The organism is Psychrobacillus sp. OK028, assembly GCF_900103605.1.
In the GTDB taxonomy this organism is placed as follows: domain Bacteria; phylum Bacillota; class Bacilli; order Bacillales_A; family Planococcaceae; genus Psychrobacillus.
The window spans coordinates 175,033-193,515 of sequence record NZ_FNHY01000009.1; the positions used below are offsets into that span (position 1 = coordinate 175,033).

21 protein-coding genes and 1 tRNA gene are annotated in these 18,483 nt (G+C 37.7%); 4 read left to right on the forward strand and 18 right to left on the reverse strand.

The features are described 5' to 3' along the window. Nucleotides 1-71 precede the first annotated feature (71 nt). Nucleotides 72-596, forward strand: coding sequence for an RNA polymerase sigma factor (locus BLR36_RS15645; protein ID WP_093062677.1), 525 nt, complete (start codon nt 72-74; stop codon nt 594-596). Further along, entirely contained in the window at nt 571-1,719 is a 1,149-nt protein-coding gene (locus tag BLR36_RS15650) for a hypothetical protein (RefSeq protein WP_093062678.1), read from the forward strand. The genes BLR36_RS15645 and BLR36_RS15650 overlap by 26 nt, the downstream gene beginning before the upstream one ends. A gap of 37 nt (nt 1,720-1,756) precedes the next feature. On the opposite strand, the gene BLR36_RS15655 is transcribed toward BLR36_RS15650, so the two are convergent. From BLR36_RS15655 to BLR36_RS15665, 3 genes are all read right to left on the reverse strand, one after another. Further along, entirely contained in the window at nt 1,757-2,203 is a 447-nt protein-coding gene (locus BLR36_RS15655) for a GNAT family N-acetyltransferase (protein WP_093062679.1), read from the reverse strand. 80 nt (nt 2,204-2,283) lie between these two features. Beyond that, on the reverse strand, nt 2,284-3,093 hold the full coding sequence (locus BLR36_RS15660) for a TPM domain-containing protein (RefSeq protein WP_093062680.1): 810 nt from the start codon (nt 3,091-3,093) through the stop codon (nt 2,284-2,286). Further along, complete coding sequence (locus BLR36_RS15665; RefSeq protein WP_093062681.1) at nt 3,093-3,671, reverse strand: LemA family protein; 579 nt, start codon at nt 3,669-3,671, stop codon at nt 3,093-3,095. Before BLR36_RS15665 ends, BLR36_RS15660 begins: the two co-directional genes overlap by 1 nt. Nucleotides 3,672-4,027: 356 nt before the next feature. Here BLR36_RS15665 and BLR36_RS15670 point away from each other — a divergent pair, with 356 nt between their 5' ends. Further along, a complete protein-coding gene (locus tag BLR36_RS15670) occupies nt 4,028-4,966 on the forward strand; it encodes a catalase (RefSeq protein ID WP_093062682.1) in 939 nt (312 codons plus the stop codon). A 157-nt stretch (nt 4,967-5,123) separates the two neighbouring features. On the opposite strand, the gene BLR36_RS15675 is transcribed toward BLR36_RS15670, so the two are convergent. Together BLR36_RS15675 and BLR36_RS15680 are read right to left on the reverse strand one after the other, a co-directional pair. After that, nucleotides 5,124-5,372 carry a hypothetical protein gene (locus BLR36_RS15675; protein ID WP_093062683.1) on the reverse strand — a complete coding sequence of 83 codons (249 nt, stop codon included), beginning with the start codon at nt 5,370-5,372 and terminating at the stop codon, nt 5,124-5,126. A 201-nt stretch (nt 5,373-5,573) separates the two neighbouring features. After that, nucleotides 5,574-5,645, reverse strand: a tRNA-Arg gene (locus BLR36_RS15680). Nucleotides 5,646-5,810: 165 nt separating this feature from the next. On the opposite strand from BLR36_RS15680, the gene clpP reads away from it, so the two are divergent. After that, nucleotides 5,811-6,407, forward strand: a complete 597-nt coding sequence (gene clpP / locus BLR36_RS15685) for an ATP-dependent Clp endopeptidase proteolytic subunit ClpP (protein ID WP_093062684.1) — start codon at nt 5,811-5,813, stop codon at nt 6,405-6,407. A 265-nt stretch (nt 6,408-6,672) separates the two neighbouring features. Here the strand turns inward: clpP and BLR36_RS15690 are convergent, their stop codons facing one another. The 13 genes from BLR36_RS15690 to BLR36_RS15750 form a co-directional block, all read right to left on the reverse strand. Continuing rightward, nucleotides 6,673-6,930: an HPr family phosphocarrier protein gene (locus BLR36_RS15690; protein ID WP_093062685.1), complete on the reverse strand. Its 258-nt coding sequence runs from the start codon at nt 6,928-6,930 to the stop codon at nt 6,673-6,675. Between the two features lie 18 nt (nt 6,931-6,948). Then, complete coding sequence (gene whiA / locus BLR36_RS15695) at nt 6,949-7,890, reverse strand: DNA-binding protein WhiA (protein ID WP_093062686.1); 942 nt, start codon at nt 7,888-7,890, stop codon at nt 6,949-6,951. A 28-nt stretch (nt 7,891-7,918) separates the two neighbouring features. Next, a complete protein-coding gene (gene yvcK, locus BLR36_RS15700) occupies nt 7,919-8,890 on the reverse strand; it encodes a gluconeogenesis factor YvcK family protein (RefSeq protein ID WP_093062687.1) in 972 nt (323 codons plus the stop codon). Nucleotides 8,891-8,894: 4 nt separating this feature from the next. Continuing rightward, the gene (gene rapZ / locus BLR36_RS15705) at nt 8,895-9,779 is read right to left on the reverse strand and encodes an RNase adapter RapZ (RefSeq protein WP_093062688.1); all 885 of its coding nucleotides are present in this window, start codon (nt 9,777-9,779) and stop codon (nt 8,895-8,897) included. A 3-nt stretch (nt 9,780-9,782) separates the two neighbouring features. Continuing rightward, on the reverse strand, nt 9,783-10,253 hold the full coding sequence (locus BLR36_RS15710; protein ID WP_093062689.1) for an NUDIX domain-containing protein: 471 nt from the start codon (nt 10,251-10,253) through the stop codon (nt 9,783-9,785). A 198-nt stretch (nt 10,254-10,451) separates the two neighbouring features. Continuing rightward, the gene (trxB, locus tag BLR36_RS15715; protein WP_093062690.1) at nt 10,452-11,402 is read right to left on the reverse strand and encodes a thioredoxin-disulfide reductase; all 951 of its coding nucleotides are present in this window, start codon (nt 11,400-11,402) and stop codon (nt 10,452-10,454) included. 69 nt (nt 11,403-11,471) lie between these two features. Beyond that, the gene (locus tag BLR36_RS15720; RefSeq protein ID WP_254771427.1) at nt 11,472-12,998 is read right to left on the reverse strand and encodes a tetratricopeptide repeat protein; all 1,527 of its coding nucleotides are present in this window, start codon (nt 12,996-12,998) and stop codon (nt 11,472-11,474) included. Between the two features lie 78 nt (nt 12,999-13,076). Beyond that, nucleotides 13,077-13,703: a bifunctional phosphoribosyl-AMP cyclohydrolase/phosphoribosyl-ATP diphosphatase HisIE gene (gene hisIE / locus BLR36_RS15725; RefSeq protein WP_093062692.1), complete on the reverse strand. Its 627-nt coding sequence runs from the start codon at nt 13,701-13,703 to the stop codon at nt 13,077-13,079. 46 nt (nt 13,704-13,749) lie between these two features. Beyond that, complete coding sequence (gene hisA / locus BLR36_RS15730; RefSeq protein WP_093062693.1) at nt 13,750-14,490, reverse strand: 1-(5-phosphoribosyl)-5-[(5-phosphoribosylamino)methylideneamino]imidazole-4-carboxamide isomerase; 741 nt, start codon at nt 14,488-14,490, stop codon at nt 13,750-13,752. A 15-nt stretch (nt 14,491-14,505) separates the two neighbouring features. Beyond that, the gene (hisB, locus tag BLR36_RS15735) at nt 14,506-15,102 is read right to left on the reverse strand and encodes an imidazoleglycerol-phosphate dehydratase HisB (RefSeq protein WP_093062694.1); all 597 of its coding nucleotides are present in this window, start codon (nt 15,100-15,102) and stop codon (nt 14,506-14,508) included. Continuing rightward, complete coding sequence (gene hisD, locus BLR36_RS15740; RefSeq protein ID WP_093062695.1) at nt 15,099-16,382, reverse strand: histidinol dehydrogenase; 1,284 nt, start codon at nt 16,380-16,382, stop codon at nt 15,099-15,101. Before hisD ends, hisB begins: the two co-directional genes overlap by 4 nt. A gap of 8 nt (nt 16,383-16,390) precedes the next feature. Beyond that, the gene (gene hisG, locus BLR36_RS15745) at nt 16,391-17,020 is read right to left on the reverse strand and encodes an ATP phosphoribosyltransferase (RefSeq protein WP_093062696.1); all 630 of its coding nucleotides are present in this window, start codon (nt 17,018-17,020) and stop codon (nt 16,391-16,393) included. Beyond that, nucleotides 17,013-18,191 (reverse strand): ATP phosphoribosyltransferase regulatory subunit, encoded by a 1,179-nt coding sequence (locus BLR36_RS15750; protein ID WP_093062697.1) that lies wholly within the window; start codon nt 18,189-18,191, stop codon nt 17,013-17,015. The genes hisG and BLR36_RS15750 overlap by 8 nt, the downstream gene beginning before the upstream one ends. Between the last annotated feature and the right edge of the window lie 292 nt (nt 18,192-18,483).

Below are 18,483 nucleotides of genomic sequence, written 5' to 3' on the forward strand. Positions count from 1 at the left end.
TATAAAAGGTTAAAATAAAAGCGATACTTTTTATATGCCTATTCGTCTATAGCGATAAGGGAGGTCAGAGAATGGAAATTGAACAGCTATACAAAGAGCACAGTGATAGAATTTATAGCTATATATTTTTTCTTGTGCGTCAAAGAGAATGTGCGGAGGATCTTACACAAGAAACGTTTTATAAAGCATATAAAGGTCTAAATTCCTTTAACCAACAAGCTTCACCTACCACTTGGCTATTAAAAATAGCTCGGAATTTGACCTACGACTATTTTCGAAGGAAAAAGCTCATACAATTTTTCACCTTCGAGAAAGAGCATGATATAGAAACAAAGGTACTTTCACCAGAAAGTCGATTCGAACAAAAGGAACAGCTTACTAGAATGTATGATTCCTTATATAAGCTAAAAAAAGAGTATCAAGAGGTCTTGCTTTTGCGCAAGATACAAGAATGTTCGATTCAAGAAACTGCCTTTATACTTGGCTGGACTGAGGCAAAGGTGAAGATGAAAATGACACGAGCACTTGAGGCACTTAAAAAGGAGTTTCATCGGGAAGGAGATTATGCAAATGAAACCATCAAAAGAATTCGATGAGCTTTTTGAGGAAATGAAAGCTGTGGAGCGTACACTTGAAGCAAAGAAAAATACGTGGCTAGCCTTGAAGGACAGACTAGAAACAAAAAGAAATCGCAACATATTTCCCGTATTTATATCACTAGCAATAATAGCTATCGCTTCCTTTTTAGTTTTTACTTACATTAATCCTACCGAGACGGAACAATCTGCACAACCAATGTCAAATGAACAGGTTATAAAAGCAGTATTAGAAAGAGAATACAATGGACCTGATATGGAAATTTCGCGATTATTGAACGAGTGGTGGGACCTGCAAAGCTCAACCAAAGCAGAAACTCAAGAAGAATACGATCAACTTCTGGAATCCAATGAATACAAAGGTTTTATGAATTATTATCAAACTACCTTTGGCGATTATTTCACGGAGAATATGTTATCAAATGCAATCAGTTCAAATCTGGTTTTTAAATATAATCATTATTTAATAGACAATGATATAAAAATGAATCTTGAAAATGTCCAAATTAATCAGGAGAAGGATCATCCCAATATATATCGCCCACTAATAGAAGTTTCCTTAACCAATAGTCAAGGACAGCAAATTATTCATAAAGTGAGAGAAGAATTTATTTTTTCAAAATCAGAGCCAGGAAAAATAGGGAGCTATAATGGAGTGAAAGATGGCGGAGGCTTAGAGCTTCAGGAGAAAATAGAGAATTTTGATGCGTATGTTGGAGATATAAAGACTCCATCTATTGATGTTTCCTTTGATACGCTTTGCTTCAATGGAAGAATTGTTGATCAGGAAGAGAAAGTAAAATTTAAATCAGGATGTACTTCGAATAACAACAAAATAAATGCTATTCTAAAAAACTTTGAATATCTTTCTGTAAAAGAGGCAACCGAGGCAGAAAGTAGAGAAAGGGCAGAGGCGCTCCCTCTTATCAACAATTATCAAATTTCACTCTCAAACGCAGCAGATAAAGAAACAATATTGTATACTATTACTCTCTTCGAGGGTGGTATAGTTATGTTTTCACCTGGTTCTGATTTTGGAACAAACGGCGGCATTACAACCGAACCCGATAGAATGGTCTATGAAATGGTAAAGTTGATGCTAGATGAATTTGCTGAAAATTAATAACAAAAAAACCAACAAATCGTTGGTTTTTCTTATTTTATAATGTCAAAATAAATTCTGCTTCTCCATCATTAATCTTGCCTGTTTTTTGGAATCCAAAGCTTTCGTAAAGTTTAATAGCTACTTCATTGTTTGGCTCGGTTGACAAATAAATCACTTCACAATTATCTAACTGTTTCATTTCATCTAATACCAACTGAACAGCCTCTTTTCCATAGCCTTTCCCCTGACAGGTGTAGTCTATCATTAAACGACATATCCAATAATTTTTCGTTTCTTCGTCTAATCCATACATCGTGAAGCCAATAATTTTGCCATCTACCTCGATGCCTCTTACAATCCACCCAGTTTCGTAATTCGATTGAACAATAGATAGTGCATTCGAAGCTACAAATTTTTCTACAACAGTCGCTTTTCCATCCACATTCGTAGTCAAAAGAACTGTATGTAACCAATTATCTTTGTTGATCTCTACTAGTTTCATCCAAAATCCCCCCTATCATTACTTTATCAAAATGATAAAACGAGAAAAAGCCCTATCCAGGGCTTTTTCGAATTAAATATTTACCATTTACGACCTGCTCCACCACCACCGGAGCTACCGCCGCCAAATCCCCCAAAGCCACCACCAGAACTTCGTCCGCCTCCGCCAAAACCACCACCGAAGCCTCCTGGACCAAACATTCTAGTGCTATTACGTCTTCTTCCTGGACCGCCTCCACCGCCGCCAGACATCATATTCATGATTAAATAAATAACTACAATACCAATGATAATTGTTGGAAGTGAGATTCCACCGCCTGTAGAGCCTGCGAGTGGAGAAGGCTCCTGTGGACTAGCCAACTCGGTATCCCAACCATATTCGGTAGCAACCTGATTATATAAGAGCTGGTAAGTAGAAAGTATAGCTCCCGGGACATCTCCCTGCTCTAAAAAGGGAAGTGTGTACTCTTCTATGATTCTCCCCACTTTTCCATCAGGTAAAGCGCCCTCTAAACCGTAACCGACGTTTATATAAACCTCACGATCTCCTACTTTGTTAGGGTCCATCTCTAGTAATAAAAGGACGCCGTTATCCTTCTTTTCATCCCCAATACCATATCCACGCATCACATCTACCGTATATGTCGAAACGTCTTGACCTTTTAAAGACTCCACTGTCATCACGACAATTTGCGCACCAGTTGCATTTTCTAAATTTTGTCCAAGTGTTTCTATTTCCTGCTCCTGCTCTTCTGATAGCACGTCATAGAAATCCTGTACATATAGTTCTCCAGGAATTGCAGCTGGATAGTCCGATTTGGCAAACGTTAGCAAAGGAAATAAAAATGTAAGGAGAAGCGCAAGTGAAATCGCACGAGCACTTTTCTTCATCAGTCTCCAGCTCCTTCAAAATCTACTACAGGTGCTTCTTCTGCCCCCTCAGCTGCTTTGAAGTACTCTTTCTCATCAAAGCCAAACATCGAAGCTACTATACTTCCAGGCATCCGTTTTACTTTTTTATTGTAATCCGAAACTACTGTATTATAATCCTGTCTTGCTACAGAAAGTCTATTTTCCGTTCCAGCAAGCTCATCCATCAATTGTCTAAAGTTTGCATCTGCTTTTAGATCTGGATAATTTTCTACCACTACTAATAATCGGCTCAAAGCTCCAGATAATTCATCATTCGCCGTAGCTTGTTCTTCTGGTGTCCCCGCTCCTGCCAATTTAGATCTTGCATCCGCTATATTCCCAAGTACTTCTTGTTCATGCGCTGCAAAGCCTTTAACTGTATTAACTAAGTTTGGTATTAAATCCATTCTTCGTTGCAGCTGGTTTTCAACTTGCGCATATGCGTTGTTTACGTTTTCTTCTTTGTCTACAAAACCGTTATAGCTTGTCATGAATATCCCTGCAATAACAGCAATAATTACAACTACAATGATTATTGGTATTAATAATTTCTTCATTTCGCTCACCTCTTTAATAATTATAGTCTTATTGTACCTTTATATTGAAAATACAAAACCTATTCTATTTACGGAATGAAGTAAACTAAGTTTCAAACTTTTTAAAATGGAAGAATGTTCCGTTTAGCGAGTAATGCTATCTGTAGAACGAGTAATCCATAATTGAACACGAGTATTTGTAATTAGAGCGCTAGTAAATCTATCTTAAGAGCAAGTAAACAGTCTTGTACCGAGAGTAATACGAAAGAGGCTGGATTAAATGAAGAATCTTTCTTACATTGTTTAGTTATAGCATTCAGTGGTAATGATTATTAAATGAAATCTTTCTTTTCATTCTAAAAAACGAGGTGATTTTGATGAGCGATACTTTGCCAAAAGAAGCCGTTAATACGCTTGAACAAATTCAGGGGAAATTTCCAGGCTATCGACGTGCTCATGCTAAAGGAGATTTTTATGAAGCTATTTTTACACCAAATGGTAATGCGACAGCCTATACCTTAGCCCCCCACTTACAGCAAACACCAGTGACTGCTACAGTTCGTTTTTCTAATAGTCCACCAAATCCTACTGCAGCAGATTTCCTATCTCCAGCAAAAGGAATGGCTATTCATTTTCATCAGCCCGATGGTTCTATCAGTCACCAAGTTTGTGCAACCGTTCCAATGTTCGTCACGAAAGATCCCAAAACATTTACAGACATGTTAAAAATATTAACCTCTCACAAAACCGGCATTCATTCAATTGATTTAGGTCTAGGTGTAACACAACTTCTTACTACTTTCCCGGAGCATAAAAATACATTACTGGCGCTAAAGGGACAGCTAAAGCAACCACCAATAAGTTATGCAACTCTAAATTATTACCCCATACATGCCTTCTATTTTGTTAATGCTGAAGGCAAGCGGCAGGCTATAAAATACGAGTGGCATCCAGTGAAGCAGGAAAAATCACCTTCTATCCTTGATAGACTTAACTTATCTACCGATTATTTGAGCGAGGATTTGGAGAGACGACTCGATAAAGGAACTGTAACATTCGAACTTTACATTCGATTAGCGGAGAGCACAGACACTACTGATGATCCTACGAATGTTTGGCCAGATGACAGACAAAAAATTCTAGTAGGTCAATTGGCTATTAATAAAAAAATATTTCCAACAGAAAGCCTTTTGTTCGACCCTACTATAGTTGGAAAAGGGATAGAGTTACCGGACGATCCAATTCTACATTTTAGGCATGAAGCCTATGCAGTATCCTACGATAGAAGAAATAATGAAAACAAAAAAACACCCTAAACAAATTATGTTAAGAGTGTTTCTCAGCTTTTTAAATTCCATCTGCGAGGATCGAACTCACATCACAAGCTTGTAGACTTGTTGTTAACAATATCAAAACGCAACCAACTTGAAACATGAGTGATGGCTTTTCACGTTTTTAATTACGTGATTAATGTTATGAGTGACCGTGCCCATGACTACCATAATTCCCATGAGACCCTGGATAGCCATATCCCTGATTCATCGGGTAATATGGGTACGGTTGGTAATGTGGGTAATGTGGGTAATGTGGGTAATGCGGATATTGCGGGAAATATGGGTAAATCGGGTAATATGGATAATGTGGATACATAGGATAGCCTTGATGATGATGATGATGATTCGGACTTTCTTCTCGCCATTCATTTCCATATGGTAAAACCAATCAACTTCACTCCTCATTCTAAAATACATTCATTTTAAAGTATGCATCTTTTTGATGAGCGTTTGGGTTAAATTGGGGTCCACTGTTTTTTTTTTCATAAAAAAACCTCCGTTTGCTTTATCGCAAAATAAACGGAGGCTACGTGCTGTTTTGTATCAATATAATAACACGTAAATTATTAGTAAAAACGTTGGAATGGTATGCCCTCGGCGAGGATCGAACTCACATTACAAGCTTCGGAGGCTTGTGTGTTATCCATTACACTACAAGGGCTAGCGACTTATCTATTATACAAATAGAAGGAGCATAATTCAAGTTAACTTTTTGAAGCTTAATATTTGACCTTCCTTGACCATTATGTGTATGATAAAGTTACAACTGAGGGAACTTTTCTCAGTAACTAACTAATTTAACCCACCTTTGAAGGAGGCAATCAGGATGAATTTAATTCCTACAGTTATTGAACAAACTAATCGTGGAGAACGTGCATATGACATTTACTCTCGATTATTAAAAGACCGCATTATTATGCTTGGAAGTGGTATTGACGACAACGTAGCAAACTCAATCGTTGCTCAATTATTATTCCTAGAAGCAGAAGATCCAGATAAAGACATCTCTATTTATATTAATAGCCCTGGTGGTAGTATAACAGCAGGTATGGCAATTTACGATACAATGCAGTTCATCAAACCAGATGTACAAACAATTTGTATCGGGATGGCTGCTTCAATGGGAGCATTCTTACTTACTGCTGGAACAAAAGGTAAACGCTATGCGCTTCCTAACGCTGAAGTAATGATTCACCAACCACTTGGTGGAGCACAAGGGCAAGCAACGGAAATCGAAATTGCTGCAAAGCGCATTTTATATCTACGTGAAAAATTAAACCAAATTATTTCTGATCGTACTGGTCAACCAATCGATGTAATTGCAAAAGACACGGATCGCGATAACTTCATGACTGCTGAACGTGCAAAAGAATACGGCTTAATCGATCACATTATCGATCGCAGCGAAATGAAAAAAGCATAATAAGTCGATGAAAATCCCAAAGGTATTAGTCCTTTGGGATTTTTTTTTACTTTTTAATTTTTTCAATTTCAATGAATCTCGGGCGGATAAGCCAGTGGCTCGGGCGTTCGAATGTTTGCGCCGGGCGGATAAACAAGTTTCGCGGGCGAATGGCTATGAGGCTCGGGCGGATAACTGACTTTTTAGATGCTCAGCTTTGTCTGGAGTACATGTTGAGATAAAAAAAAGCCCTTTCGTCTTAAGTGACTAATGAGGCCGTTCCTTTTTATGATTCACTTGAGATAAATTTCCCTAAAGCTTCTACTGCTTCCTCCGCATCAGAACCATCAGCACTTAAAACTACTGTTGTTCCTTTACTTATCGCCAGGCTCATAATTCCCATAATGCTCTTCGCATTAACTTTTTTAGTATCTTTTTCTAAAAAAACGTCCGCAATATAACGATTTGCTTCTTGTACAAAAAGTGCAGCCTGTCTTGCTTGAAGTCCTGACGCTAATTTTACTTCCACCTGCTGTTCTGCCATTGTCTACTCCCCATTTCTCTAAATTGTTTCTCCATTACGCAGCATATCTGCTATTTCATCAATCTTTCGCAATCGGTGATTTACACCTGATTTACTCACATTGCCAGTAGAAACCATCTCACCTAGTTCTTTCAGTGTAACATCTTGGTACTCTACACGTAACCTAGCTATTTCACGAAGTTTTTCTGGTAACTGATCTAAACCGATAGAATTCTCGATAAAACGAATATTGTCCACTTGGCGAATAGCTGCACTAATTGTTTTGTTCAGATTAGCTGTTTCGCAGTTGACAAGGCGATTGACGCTGTTTCGCATATCTCGTATGATTCGAACATCTTCAAATTTCAATAATGCCCTGTGAGCTCCCGCAATACTTAAAAAATCGGAAATCTTTTCTGCTTCTTTTAAATATGCGACAAACCCTTTTTTTCGTTCAATTGTTTTTGCATTCAGTTCATATTCATTCATCAAATCAACCAATGCATCACTATGTGTTTTATAAGAAGAATAAATTTCTAAGTGATAAGATGAGGTTTCCGGATTATTAACCGATCCTCCTGCTAAGAAGGCTCCTCTTAAATAAGCTCTTTTACAGCAACTTTTTTGAACAAGCTCCTTGGAAATGGAGTATTCAAATTGAAAGCCATCCTTTAATATTTGAAGATCTTCTAACAGGTTTTTTGCACCTTCCCGAATACGACAAATATAAATGTTGTTCTTTTTCAATCTCATTTTCTTTCGAACAAGTAATTCTACTTGATATGGATATAACGATTTTATCAATGTATATAGTCTTCTCGCAATAGCTGCATTTTCTGTTTGAACGTCTAAGCTTAACATTTTGTTGCTAAAAGAGAGTGACCCATTCATGCGGATAAGCGCAGAAAGCTCTGAACGTGCACAGCAAGGCTCATTTTCTTCCTGAGTCATCTCTTTTTTAGTTTCAGAAGCAAACGACATATTCCGTTTCCCCCTTTCTCCTGGACAGTTACATTTTTAAACTGTCTGCGTATTCTACAAGCCATTTCGCGACTTCCGTTGCATCATGACGAACTGCACCAGCGTGTACAACTGAAATGTCTTTTTTCACAATGTCTATATTTAATTTTTCTAATTCATCAATATCTATTTTAACAGGAGATGCCTGCTCTTGTTTGTATAAATATCTAACATTTTCAGGAATTTCTTCCTTACTTATCAGCACAGCATCTAGGAAGTTATCCCCCACATGTTCGATCAGTGCATGAACATGATCATATGCAGAATAATTGCCTGTTTCGCCAGCCTGTGTCATTAAATTACAAATATATACTTTCTTCGCTTTCGATTGTCTAATAGCTTTTTGTATATCTTGCACTAATAAATTCGGCAAAATACTCGTATATAAACTTCCTGGTCCAATAACGATCACATCTGCTTGACGAATAACATTAATCGTTTCTGGCAACGGTTTTACGTCTGCAGGAGTTATAAATACTTTCTCGATCTTTTTCCCGTACTTCGGAATTTTAGATTCTCCCACAATGGTTGTTTGATCTTCAAAAAGAGCATGTAAAGTTACTACTTGGTTCGCTGCTGGTAGTACTTTTCCACGAATATTAAGTACTCGGCTCATTTCCGTTATAGCATGTGCAAAATCACCAGTTATGGATGTAAGAGCAGCTAACATCAGATTGCCTAATGAATGCCCTTCCAATTCTTTCGATTGAGAAAATCTATATTGAAACATTTCCTCAACTAATGGCTCTACTTCCGAAAGAGCGGCAAGTACATTTCGTACATCTCCTGGAGGTGGAATGTCATATTCGTCACGCAGTCTACCGGAGCTACCTCCGTCATCGGCGACCGTTACGATTGCAGTAATATCCAGTGGAAAATTCTTCAAACCACGAAGTAACGTAGACAGACCCGTACCTCCACCGATTATAACTATTTTTTTACGGTGTTTTGTAGGTTCCATTCCTTCATTCCTTTCTAATAACTACATCCCGATGCGTAATAATCGTTTTGTCGTCCTCTTTCAATAATTTTCCAAAGTATTCTGCTAACGTAACAGAGCGATGCTGTCCTCCGGTGCACCCAAATGCAATGACTAGTTGGGTTTTACCTTCTCTTTTATATTGAGGAATCATGAATTGGAACAAATCCGTTAGTTTTTCGATTAACGTCTTTGTGTCTACCCATTTTAATACGTAGCTGGATACCTCTTCGTTTAGTCCAGATTTCAAGCGAAGTTCTTCTATATAATACGGATTTGGCAGAAAACGTACATCAAATACTAAATCCGCGTCAATCGGAATTCCATGTTTAAATCCAAAGGACATAACGTTTATAGTAAACACTTGACTGCTTTTGGAAGAGAACTCTTCTTGAATTTTCTCTCTTAGTTCACGAGGCTTCATCTTCGAAGTGTTGTAAATGTATTGAGCTCTCCCCTTTAAATCAGAAAGCATTTGCCTTTCTTTTTTAATACCTTCTAAAGGTAATCCAGAGTTTGCGAGCGGATGCGAACGACGCGTTTCCTTGTAGCGTCTTACTAATACTTCATCGCCAGCATCTAAAAATAATAACTTAGGTGTAACAGTTGTTGCCTCTTCTAACTGATTTACTGAATCTGCTAAGGAGTTGAACATTTCTCCTCCTCGTAAATCCATCACAACTGCTATATTTCGAGGCTGTTTATTCGAATCTATCATTAGTTTGATGAACGTACTCAGCAGCTCTGGTGGTAAATTATCAATGCAGTAATACCCAAGGTCTTCAAAACTTTGGATAGCCACAGTCTTTCCAGCACCTGACATTCCTGTAATAATTACAACTTCCGTTTCGTGCTTTTGAAGACTATCCATTGTTCATTCTCCCTCCGTTGATTGCTGAATTGTTTCTGATATAAGAGAAAACTCTGGTGTATAGACAAATGTTCCATATTGCATCCCTTTTCCTTGAACTGCAAATAATAGATTTGTCCGGTCGCCTTCAGCCATTGGAAGGTGATGTAGATCCTCGACAGAATGCCACTCTAATATTCCTTCTGTTGTCTCCTCATAAGGTAAGCCTTCAATATCATTAGCAACAAACGTAAATAACATCCATTCATCCAGATGCTTTCCGTTTTCTTCAATAACCATTGTATAAATTCCTTTTAAATGGGGCTGTAAAGGAACAGCATTCGTTTCTTCTGTAAATTCTCTTATAGCAGCAATAAAAATAGATTCTCCCATTTCCATTTTACCGCCTGGTGCCACATACCAATTTCTTCTTGGTTTTTTCAATAGTAGTACTTTGTCATCTTTACATACAAGTAGGTTAGCTATTCTTTGCACTAATCGTCACTCCACATCTATCATGTGTTCATAAAATATATTATACATTATTTTTCATAAAAAGAGGCTGCTCCACGATTAAAATCGCGAAACAGCCTGTCCAAATGTTTCATATATAAAAAGGGGGTCAATTTATATTCTTTACTATACACTTTATTTATTTCAAGACGATTACAATCCGATTAAGAAAAAATTAAGTTAAGCGTTTGTAGTTATTTTGTCTTTCAAATTTTCAATATAGTGTTGCGCAGCTTGGGCAGCAATACTTCCGTCTCCTGTTGCAGTAACAATTTGACGAAGCATTTTCTCACGAACATCTCCTGCGCCGAATATCCCAGGTACAGTTGTTTCCATTTTCTCATTTGTCACAATATACCCATTTTCATTTAGAATATCTAAATTCGCAAAAGGTTTTGTTAATGGAAGCATCCCTACATATACGAATACACCGTCTGTTTCAAATTCTCTTTCCGTACCGTCCACGGTAGATACTAAAGTTACACTTGCTACTTTTCCATCTTTGCCATGAATTTCTTTTAAAGTGGTATTCCAAATAAAATCAATTTTCTCGTTAGCAAATGCACGGTCTTGTAGAATTTTCTGTGCACGTAGCTCGTCACGACGGTGTACAATTGTTACTTTGTTTGCAAATTTAGTTAGGAACGCACCCTCTTCAACAGCAGAGTCTCCTCCACCTACAACTACTAGGTTTTTCTGTTTAAAGAATGCTCCATCACAAACTGCACAGTAACTAACTCCGCGTCCACCTAACTCAGTTTCTCCAGGAATACCCATTTTTTTATACTCTGCACCAGAAGAAATAATGACTGCTAATGTTTTATATTCTTTCCCGCTTACTTTCACTGTTTTGTATGCTTCACCGTCAATAATTCCTGAAACATCGCCGTATGCGTATTCAGCACCAAATTTCTTTGCATGATCAAACATTTTAGTCGAAAGCTCTGGTCCTAAAATCATGTCAAATCCAGGGTAGTTTTCTACTTCCTCCGTGTTCGCCATTTGTCCACCAGGAATACCGCGTTCAATCATTAAAGTGGATAGGTTTGCACGAGAAGTATAAACTGCCGCTGTCATACCAGCAGGTCCAGCACCAATTATAATCACATCATAAATTTTATCTTCAGTCATTTTAAATTCCTCCTACGTTGCTCTTATCCTCAATCTATAGGATTTTTTCTTAAGCTTCAACTTTTTTGCCTATGCATCAAAAAGAGGCAAAAATTGCATAAGCTCGTTAATATATTTAGTTAATGTATTAGTAGTAATACCGTATTGCTCGGCATAATACTTTTTCGTCACATTTTTAGAACGTGACGATTCAAACATATACTCCGTTGCCGCTGCTAAAGCACGGGGATTTTTGAAATCATAGCCTTTTTCAAGTGCACGTTCTACTAATACAAACCACATTTGAAATAGAAATGCATCTTCATGCTCTAAAGGCTTATATTTATCATACAATAGGTCCGTTGCAGCAATTGCTTTTAAGAAAGCTTTTTCTGCAGGTGATTTACCATCAAAGTCATGCCCTAAAGAGTTGGCAAGGAAAAGTTTTTCCATCGTTGTTAAATCATCTACAACAATCCATTTTGGATGTGAGATTATTTCTTGACGATGCTTAGACTTTCCTAACAAATAAAATCCATAAATACGTTCGCTCACGTGCTTATGCTCTATCTTTTCTAAAATATATTCCTTTTGAATTTTAGAAGCAGCATCATCTGATTCACTTTTTATTGGTAGCCAAGGTTCAAAACCGGCTTTTTCTGGATCTAGTTTCAATAGTGCCTTCCAAGCATTTTTAGCAACCTCTTCATGACCAGAAAAATAAGCTGAATGAGACAGCCAAAAATAAAATCCTGGATCTCCTTCAAAGCCTTTTCTCTGCAAACTTCTTAGCCACTTAAATGCCTGTTCATACTTGCCTATTAACGCAAATGTTGCACCTAACTTGTAGCGATGTTCCACAAAATAAGGGTTTATTTTAGTTAAAATTTCTACGATTTGTTGTAGCTCATCTTCATTTTTTTCATAATAATGAATGACAGCTAAATTACATAATGCATGGATATTCCCTCTATTTTCATTGAGTACATCATGTAGTAACGCCTTTGCTTGCTCCTCTTCGCCGATATAAAAATAGGCGAGTGCTAAATTATTAAATGCTGCCCAAAAATCTGGATGATCCACTACGATCGACTCTAATAATTCTACAGCCTCAGCAAACTTTCCTTGTTCCATCAAACGTCTCGATTTTTCCTGTAAAAATAACGCTTCACTAGAGGGTGAATCTGCTTGGAGTGACACGATGTCCTCCTGCTCTGTGAAATCTACAATCTCCATTGCCTCTTCTGTATATTCGCCTTGAATATCCATCTCTAAGTACATGCTAGCAAATTTATTGGCCTCGACAAAGTTACCGAGATGGGCGTTTACTTCTGCCAAAAAGAAAATAATTTCAGATTCATTTTGGTCCATTGCATAAGCACTTCTCAATAGCTCATGAGCTAGTTCAAAGTTATCTATTTCCATTTGTAATATCGCATATTGTAATAAGATCATGGGATCATTAGGACTTAGTTCAGCTGCTCTTTTTAAATATTTATGTGCTTTTTCATATTGTTCTTTTTGTAGTTCGTCTAAAGCTTTTTTATAATAGTATTCACCTGTAGGTAAAAATGAAATTATATTTTCTTTAAGAACTTTTTTACTTTTTTTATTCAACATAATCCTCCGAAAAATAATAAGGAACGTTTAAGTAAACGTCCCTAATTAGTATATCCTTCAGTATATCACATATATTTAATTTTTATCTGCTTTAGCTTCATGTCTTTTCTGTAATACTTGGAGTAGGTCGTAGAAGCTAACTTGTTGGTTTTGTAAAAGAACTAACAGATGATATAGCAAATCCGCTGCTTCCCATTTCAGCTCTTCTCCATCATTATTTTTGGAAGCAATTATAACCTCGGCAGCTTCTTCTCCAACCTTTTTACAAATTTTATCTACACCTTTTTCAAATAGATACGTCGTATATGCACCTTCAGGCATGGACTGCTGTCTTTCTTCAATAACATTAATAAGAGCTGTAATCGTATTGTAGCCCACCGTGTTATCCATTTTTTCTAATGTGTTATGGAAGCATGTGTTTTCACCCGTATGGCATGCCGGACCAGCTGGTAGTACTTCAACTACTAATGCATCTGAATCGCAATCCGCCTTAATTGAAACTACTTTTTGCGTATTCCCTGAAGTTTCTCCTTTATGCCAAAGCTCCTGTCTGCTACGGCTAAAAAACCAAGTTTCCCCAGTTTCTACTGTTTTCGAATAGGCCTCTTCGTTCATGTAAGCAAGTGTTAACACTTCTCTTGTAATTGCATGTTGGACGATTACAGGTATTAAGCCTTTTTCATCGTATTTTAAATTAGCCATGATCGTTCACTCCTCTTTCTTTCGATCCTTACGAATGGTTGTTTACTTATTTAGATGCTTCTTGTAAAGCTTCAGTTAGTGTAAATCGTTTATTGTATAAGGCTTTCCCCGTAATAACACCAGCAACTGTAGTCGTTTCTGCTAATGATGCTACTGCAGCAATGTCTTCCAAGGAACTAATACCACCTGATACAATTATCGACAGTCCAGTTTCATCTGCTAGTTCTTTGTTTGCCAATAAGTTGGGACCTTGTAGCGTTCCATCTGTTGCAATATCCGTAAAGATAACATGCTTGGCTCCTTTAGAGGCAAAATATTGACCTACTTCAACGGCAGATTGTGTGGAGGTTTCTAGCCAACCATGTGTTGCTACCATTCCATCCTTTGCATCTAGCCCAATAACAATTCTATCCCCGCCAAATTCTTCGATTAAACCAACCACTAGGTCAGGCTGCGAAATAGCCAAACTTCCAATAATGACACGATTTACACCGTTATTCAAATAAAACTGAACGTCTTCTTTCGTACGAATTCCTCCCCCAATTTGAACGCTAACTGGAAGTTCCTTTGCAATACGAATGACTTCGTCGGCATGGATTTTCTTGCCGTCTTTTGCTCCATCTAAATCTACTAAATGAATCCAAGTTGCTCCTTCATCTGCAAACTTTTTAGCCATATCGAATGGAGAATCCCCATAAACAGTTTCTTGTTCATAATCCCCTTGATAAAGGCGGACACATTTTCCACCTTTCATGTCAATCGCTGGGTAGACTTGAATAGACGTCATATTATTCTCTCCTTCTTATGTAAGTAGACCTTTTGTAGAAGGAACACCCTTCACTCGATCATCTTTTGTAATAGCATCATCAATTGCTCGAGCCAATGCTTTGAAAATCGCTTCAATCATATGATGTGTATTTGCACCATAATGAACAATTACATGGACATTCATACGTGCCTCCAAAGCGAATTTCCATAGGAATTCATGAACAAGCTCTGTATCAAAATTGCCAACTTTTTGCGTCGGAAACTGCGCTCGGAACTCAAGATGCGGTCGATTGGATATATCAATGACTACTTGTGCCAGTGCATCATCCATTGGTACAAAAGCATTTCCGTAGCGTTTAATACCCCTTTTATCTCCTAATGCTTCTTTTACTGCTTGCCCAAGAACAATACCGATATCTTCTGTTGTATGATGATCATCGATATATGTATCTCCTTTAGCTTTAATAGAAGCATCAAATAGACCGTGCTTTGTAAACAGATCCAACATATGGTCCATAAACGGGACACCTGTATCTATTTCCGCTTTTCCTTCACCATCTAAATCTATCTCAACCCATACCTTTGTTTCGTTAGTCATTCTTTCTATTTTAGCAGCTCTTTTATTTGTCATTGTGAATCCCCCTTCTCCCAGCTTCTTGACTCGACTGATCTGGCATGTCCTTCTAGTTGCTCTAGTCTTGCTAGGCGAGCAATTTTAGGATATTGCTCTTCCCACATTTCTTTTGAATAATATACGACACTTGTTTTCTTCACGAAATCGTCAATACATAAGCCACTCGAAAATCTAGCGGTGCTATTTGTCGGAAGTACATGATTCGTACCAGCAAAATAGTCGCCTACTGGTTCGCTACTGAATCTACCGATAAAAATAGCTCCTGCATGCTTTACCTTTTTACTGAGTTCTTCGGGCTGCTCCGTAATAATTTCCAAATGTTCCGGTGCTAGCTCATTCACTGCAATTAACGCTTGCTCCATTGATTCTGCAATATAGATACAACCGAAGTTTTCGATAGAGGCACGAGCAATTTCTTCTCTAGGAAGAAGCTTCAATTGTTTTTCTACTTCTATTGAAACTTGTTCAGCAAGAGATGGACTGGTTGTAATTAAAACAGAACTTGCAAATCGATCATGCTCTGCTTGCGCAAGAAGATCTGCTGCTACTTCATCCGCATAGGCTGTATCATCTGCAATGATCGCTATCTCACTTGGACCTGCTATCATATCGATTGCAACTTTCCCAAACACCTCTCTTTTGGCAAGTGCAACAAAACTATTCCCCGGGCCTGTGATTTTATCTACCGCTTTGATCGTTTCAGTACCGTAAGCAAGTGCTGCTATCGCTTGAGCTCCACCAACTTTATATATTTCTGTAATGCCAGCTATATGTGCTGCCACTAATACTGAGTCAGGTAGTTTGCCGTCCTTAGATGGAGGGGATACGATGACCACTCTCTCTACTCCAGCTACTAATGCCGGTATTGCATTCATTAATACGGAAGAAGGATAAGCTGCGGTCCCACCTGGCACATATAAACCAACTGCATCTAAAGGTGATATTTTATATTGAATATAAGAATTTTTGGCTAAAGGGAAGTCGATTTGCTCGCGAATCTGAGCCGTATGAAATGCTCTAATATTAACAGCAGCCTCTTCCAAGTCAGCTATCAATTGTTTATCAAAATTAGCGTACGCTTCAACTATTTCTTCTTTAGTGACTTTCAGTGATGCAAGTTTTGCACCATCCCATTTTTCTGTATAACGCAAAAGGGCTTGATCGCCATTTTGACGTACATCTGCGATTACTTCACGGACAGTCGTTAAATAATCGGGACTTTCTTGTTCGACTGAACGTAACAATGAAATGGTATTTGTAAGCTTTTCTATTTTCATAGGGTTCCCTACCTTTTATTCAATTCATTTTTTAATTGGGCTATAAATGCATTTATACGTTCACTTTTTACACGATAGCTTACAGGATTGACGATTAATCGTGAGGAGATAGAAACGATTTTCTCATATTCCACTAAACCATTTTCCTTAAGCGTCTGTCCCGTGGAAACAATGTCGACAATACGATCAGCGAGACCAATCATTGGGGCAAGCTCAATTGATCCATTCAACTCAATGATTTCCACTTGCTCTCCTTTTTCCTTATAAAAGTTTGTAGCAATTCTTGGATACTTTGTTGCTACACGTGGAGCAATCTCATTCATCTTCGTCTTCGGAAGACCCGCAGTTGCAATATAGCAATTACTTATCTGTAAATCCAATAGTTCATGGACATCGCGGTGCTGCTCTAATAATACATCTTTCCCCGCAATACCTATATCCGCTACACCATGTTCAACGTATACAGGTACATCCATCGGTTTCGCCAATATAAATTGAATACGTTCATTAGGAGCTTCGACTATTAACTTTCTCGAATCACTAATCTCTTTAGGCAAGTTAAATCCTGCCTCTACAAATAGTTTATATGCTTCTTCGAAAATACGCCCTTTTGGCATAGCAATTGTTAACTTATTCACGGAAAGAACCACCTTCGGACACGATAATCACTTCATCGAAAATTTGTTTAAACGCCGCAACATCATTTACACTTTCCACAAATTGCAAAGTCACGCGCTCCGCAGCGTTTCTTCTAGCTTCCGCTAATACATTTGCTTTAGAAAAAGATCCTTTATCAAATAAAAGCAGTGTATGCTTTTCATTTACGCTAATCTTCGGTAATACCTCTAATAATCTGTCGACTCGAATTCCAAATCCTGTAGCTCCTACCTTTTCATCGAACTGTTTAAATAACTCATCATAGCGGCCACCATTTCCAATGGAGAAACCACTACCTGCCGCATGGATTTCAAACAGCATGCCTGTATAATAGCTCATATGACTCGCTAATGAAAAATCAAACGATACAATCGAATAATCATTTAATTGGAATTCAAGTAGTTTTTGCAGTTCCTCAACCTGATCAAGCAAATATTGCTGATCGTCATTTAGGAACTGACGGAAATACGAAAAAACATTGGAATCTATTGTATAATCAATTATTTTAATAAGTCTTTCTTTCTGTTCTTGTTGTAAGTTCATGCTTTCTAACTTTTGAGAGAAACCAACTAAGTTCTTCTCTACTAATAATTGTCTAAGTATTTCAACTTGCTCTAGATTATCCGTGTTATTCGTTAAGAAGGCAGTTAAAATCTCAGCATGTCCAATCGTTATCCGGAAACTTTCTACACCTAAAGCATTCAATAGTTCTATTGCTGTATAGATTATTTCACTATCTGCATATGGACTAAAATCCCCGATAAGTTCCAGCCCTAGCTGCTCAAACTCTGCCGGTCTTCCCCCTTCACGTTGCTGTGCACGAAATACATCTGCATAGTACGCTAAGCGTAGCGGATTTTTTTCCTTTAATAGCTTAGAAGCTGCTATTCTAGCAATAGGTGTTGTCATATCAGGACGTAATACAAGCATTTCGCCTTGATTGTCCACTAGTTTAAACAAAGACGATTCATCAATCGCAGATGCCTTTCCAATTGTTTCAAAATACTCCACGGAAGGTGTTTTTATAAAGTCGTACCCTTTTTTTCGTATGAAATCTCTTGCCGTCGATCGTATGTATTCTTTTTGTTCGTTTACTTCTGGAAATGAATCTCTCATTCCAAGAGGCTTTTCAAACATTTGAATTTTGCTCATTTTACCACTCCTAATTTCACTTTAACACACTAGAGAACTAACAAGATGAATTAATAGAATTTTATACTATTTATTCATTTTCGTCAACTTGTTGGTTTTTCCTCTTTTTGAGAGATATTTTGTTTTAAACACGGAAAATGGAGTGTGGATTTGAGGTAAAAGGAGCGACCGAACGGAGTTAGTTGGAATTTTGTGCACTTTTAGAGTTAGCATAAAAAGTGGACATGTTAAAACACGAACCTCATACTAAAAGAAAGTTAAGGGAGCGTGTGTAGGATGGCTGTATTATCAA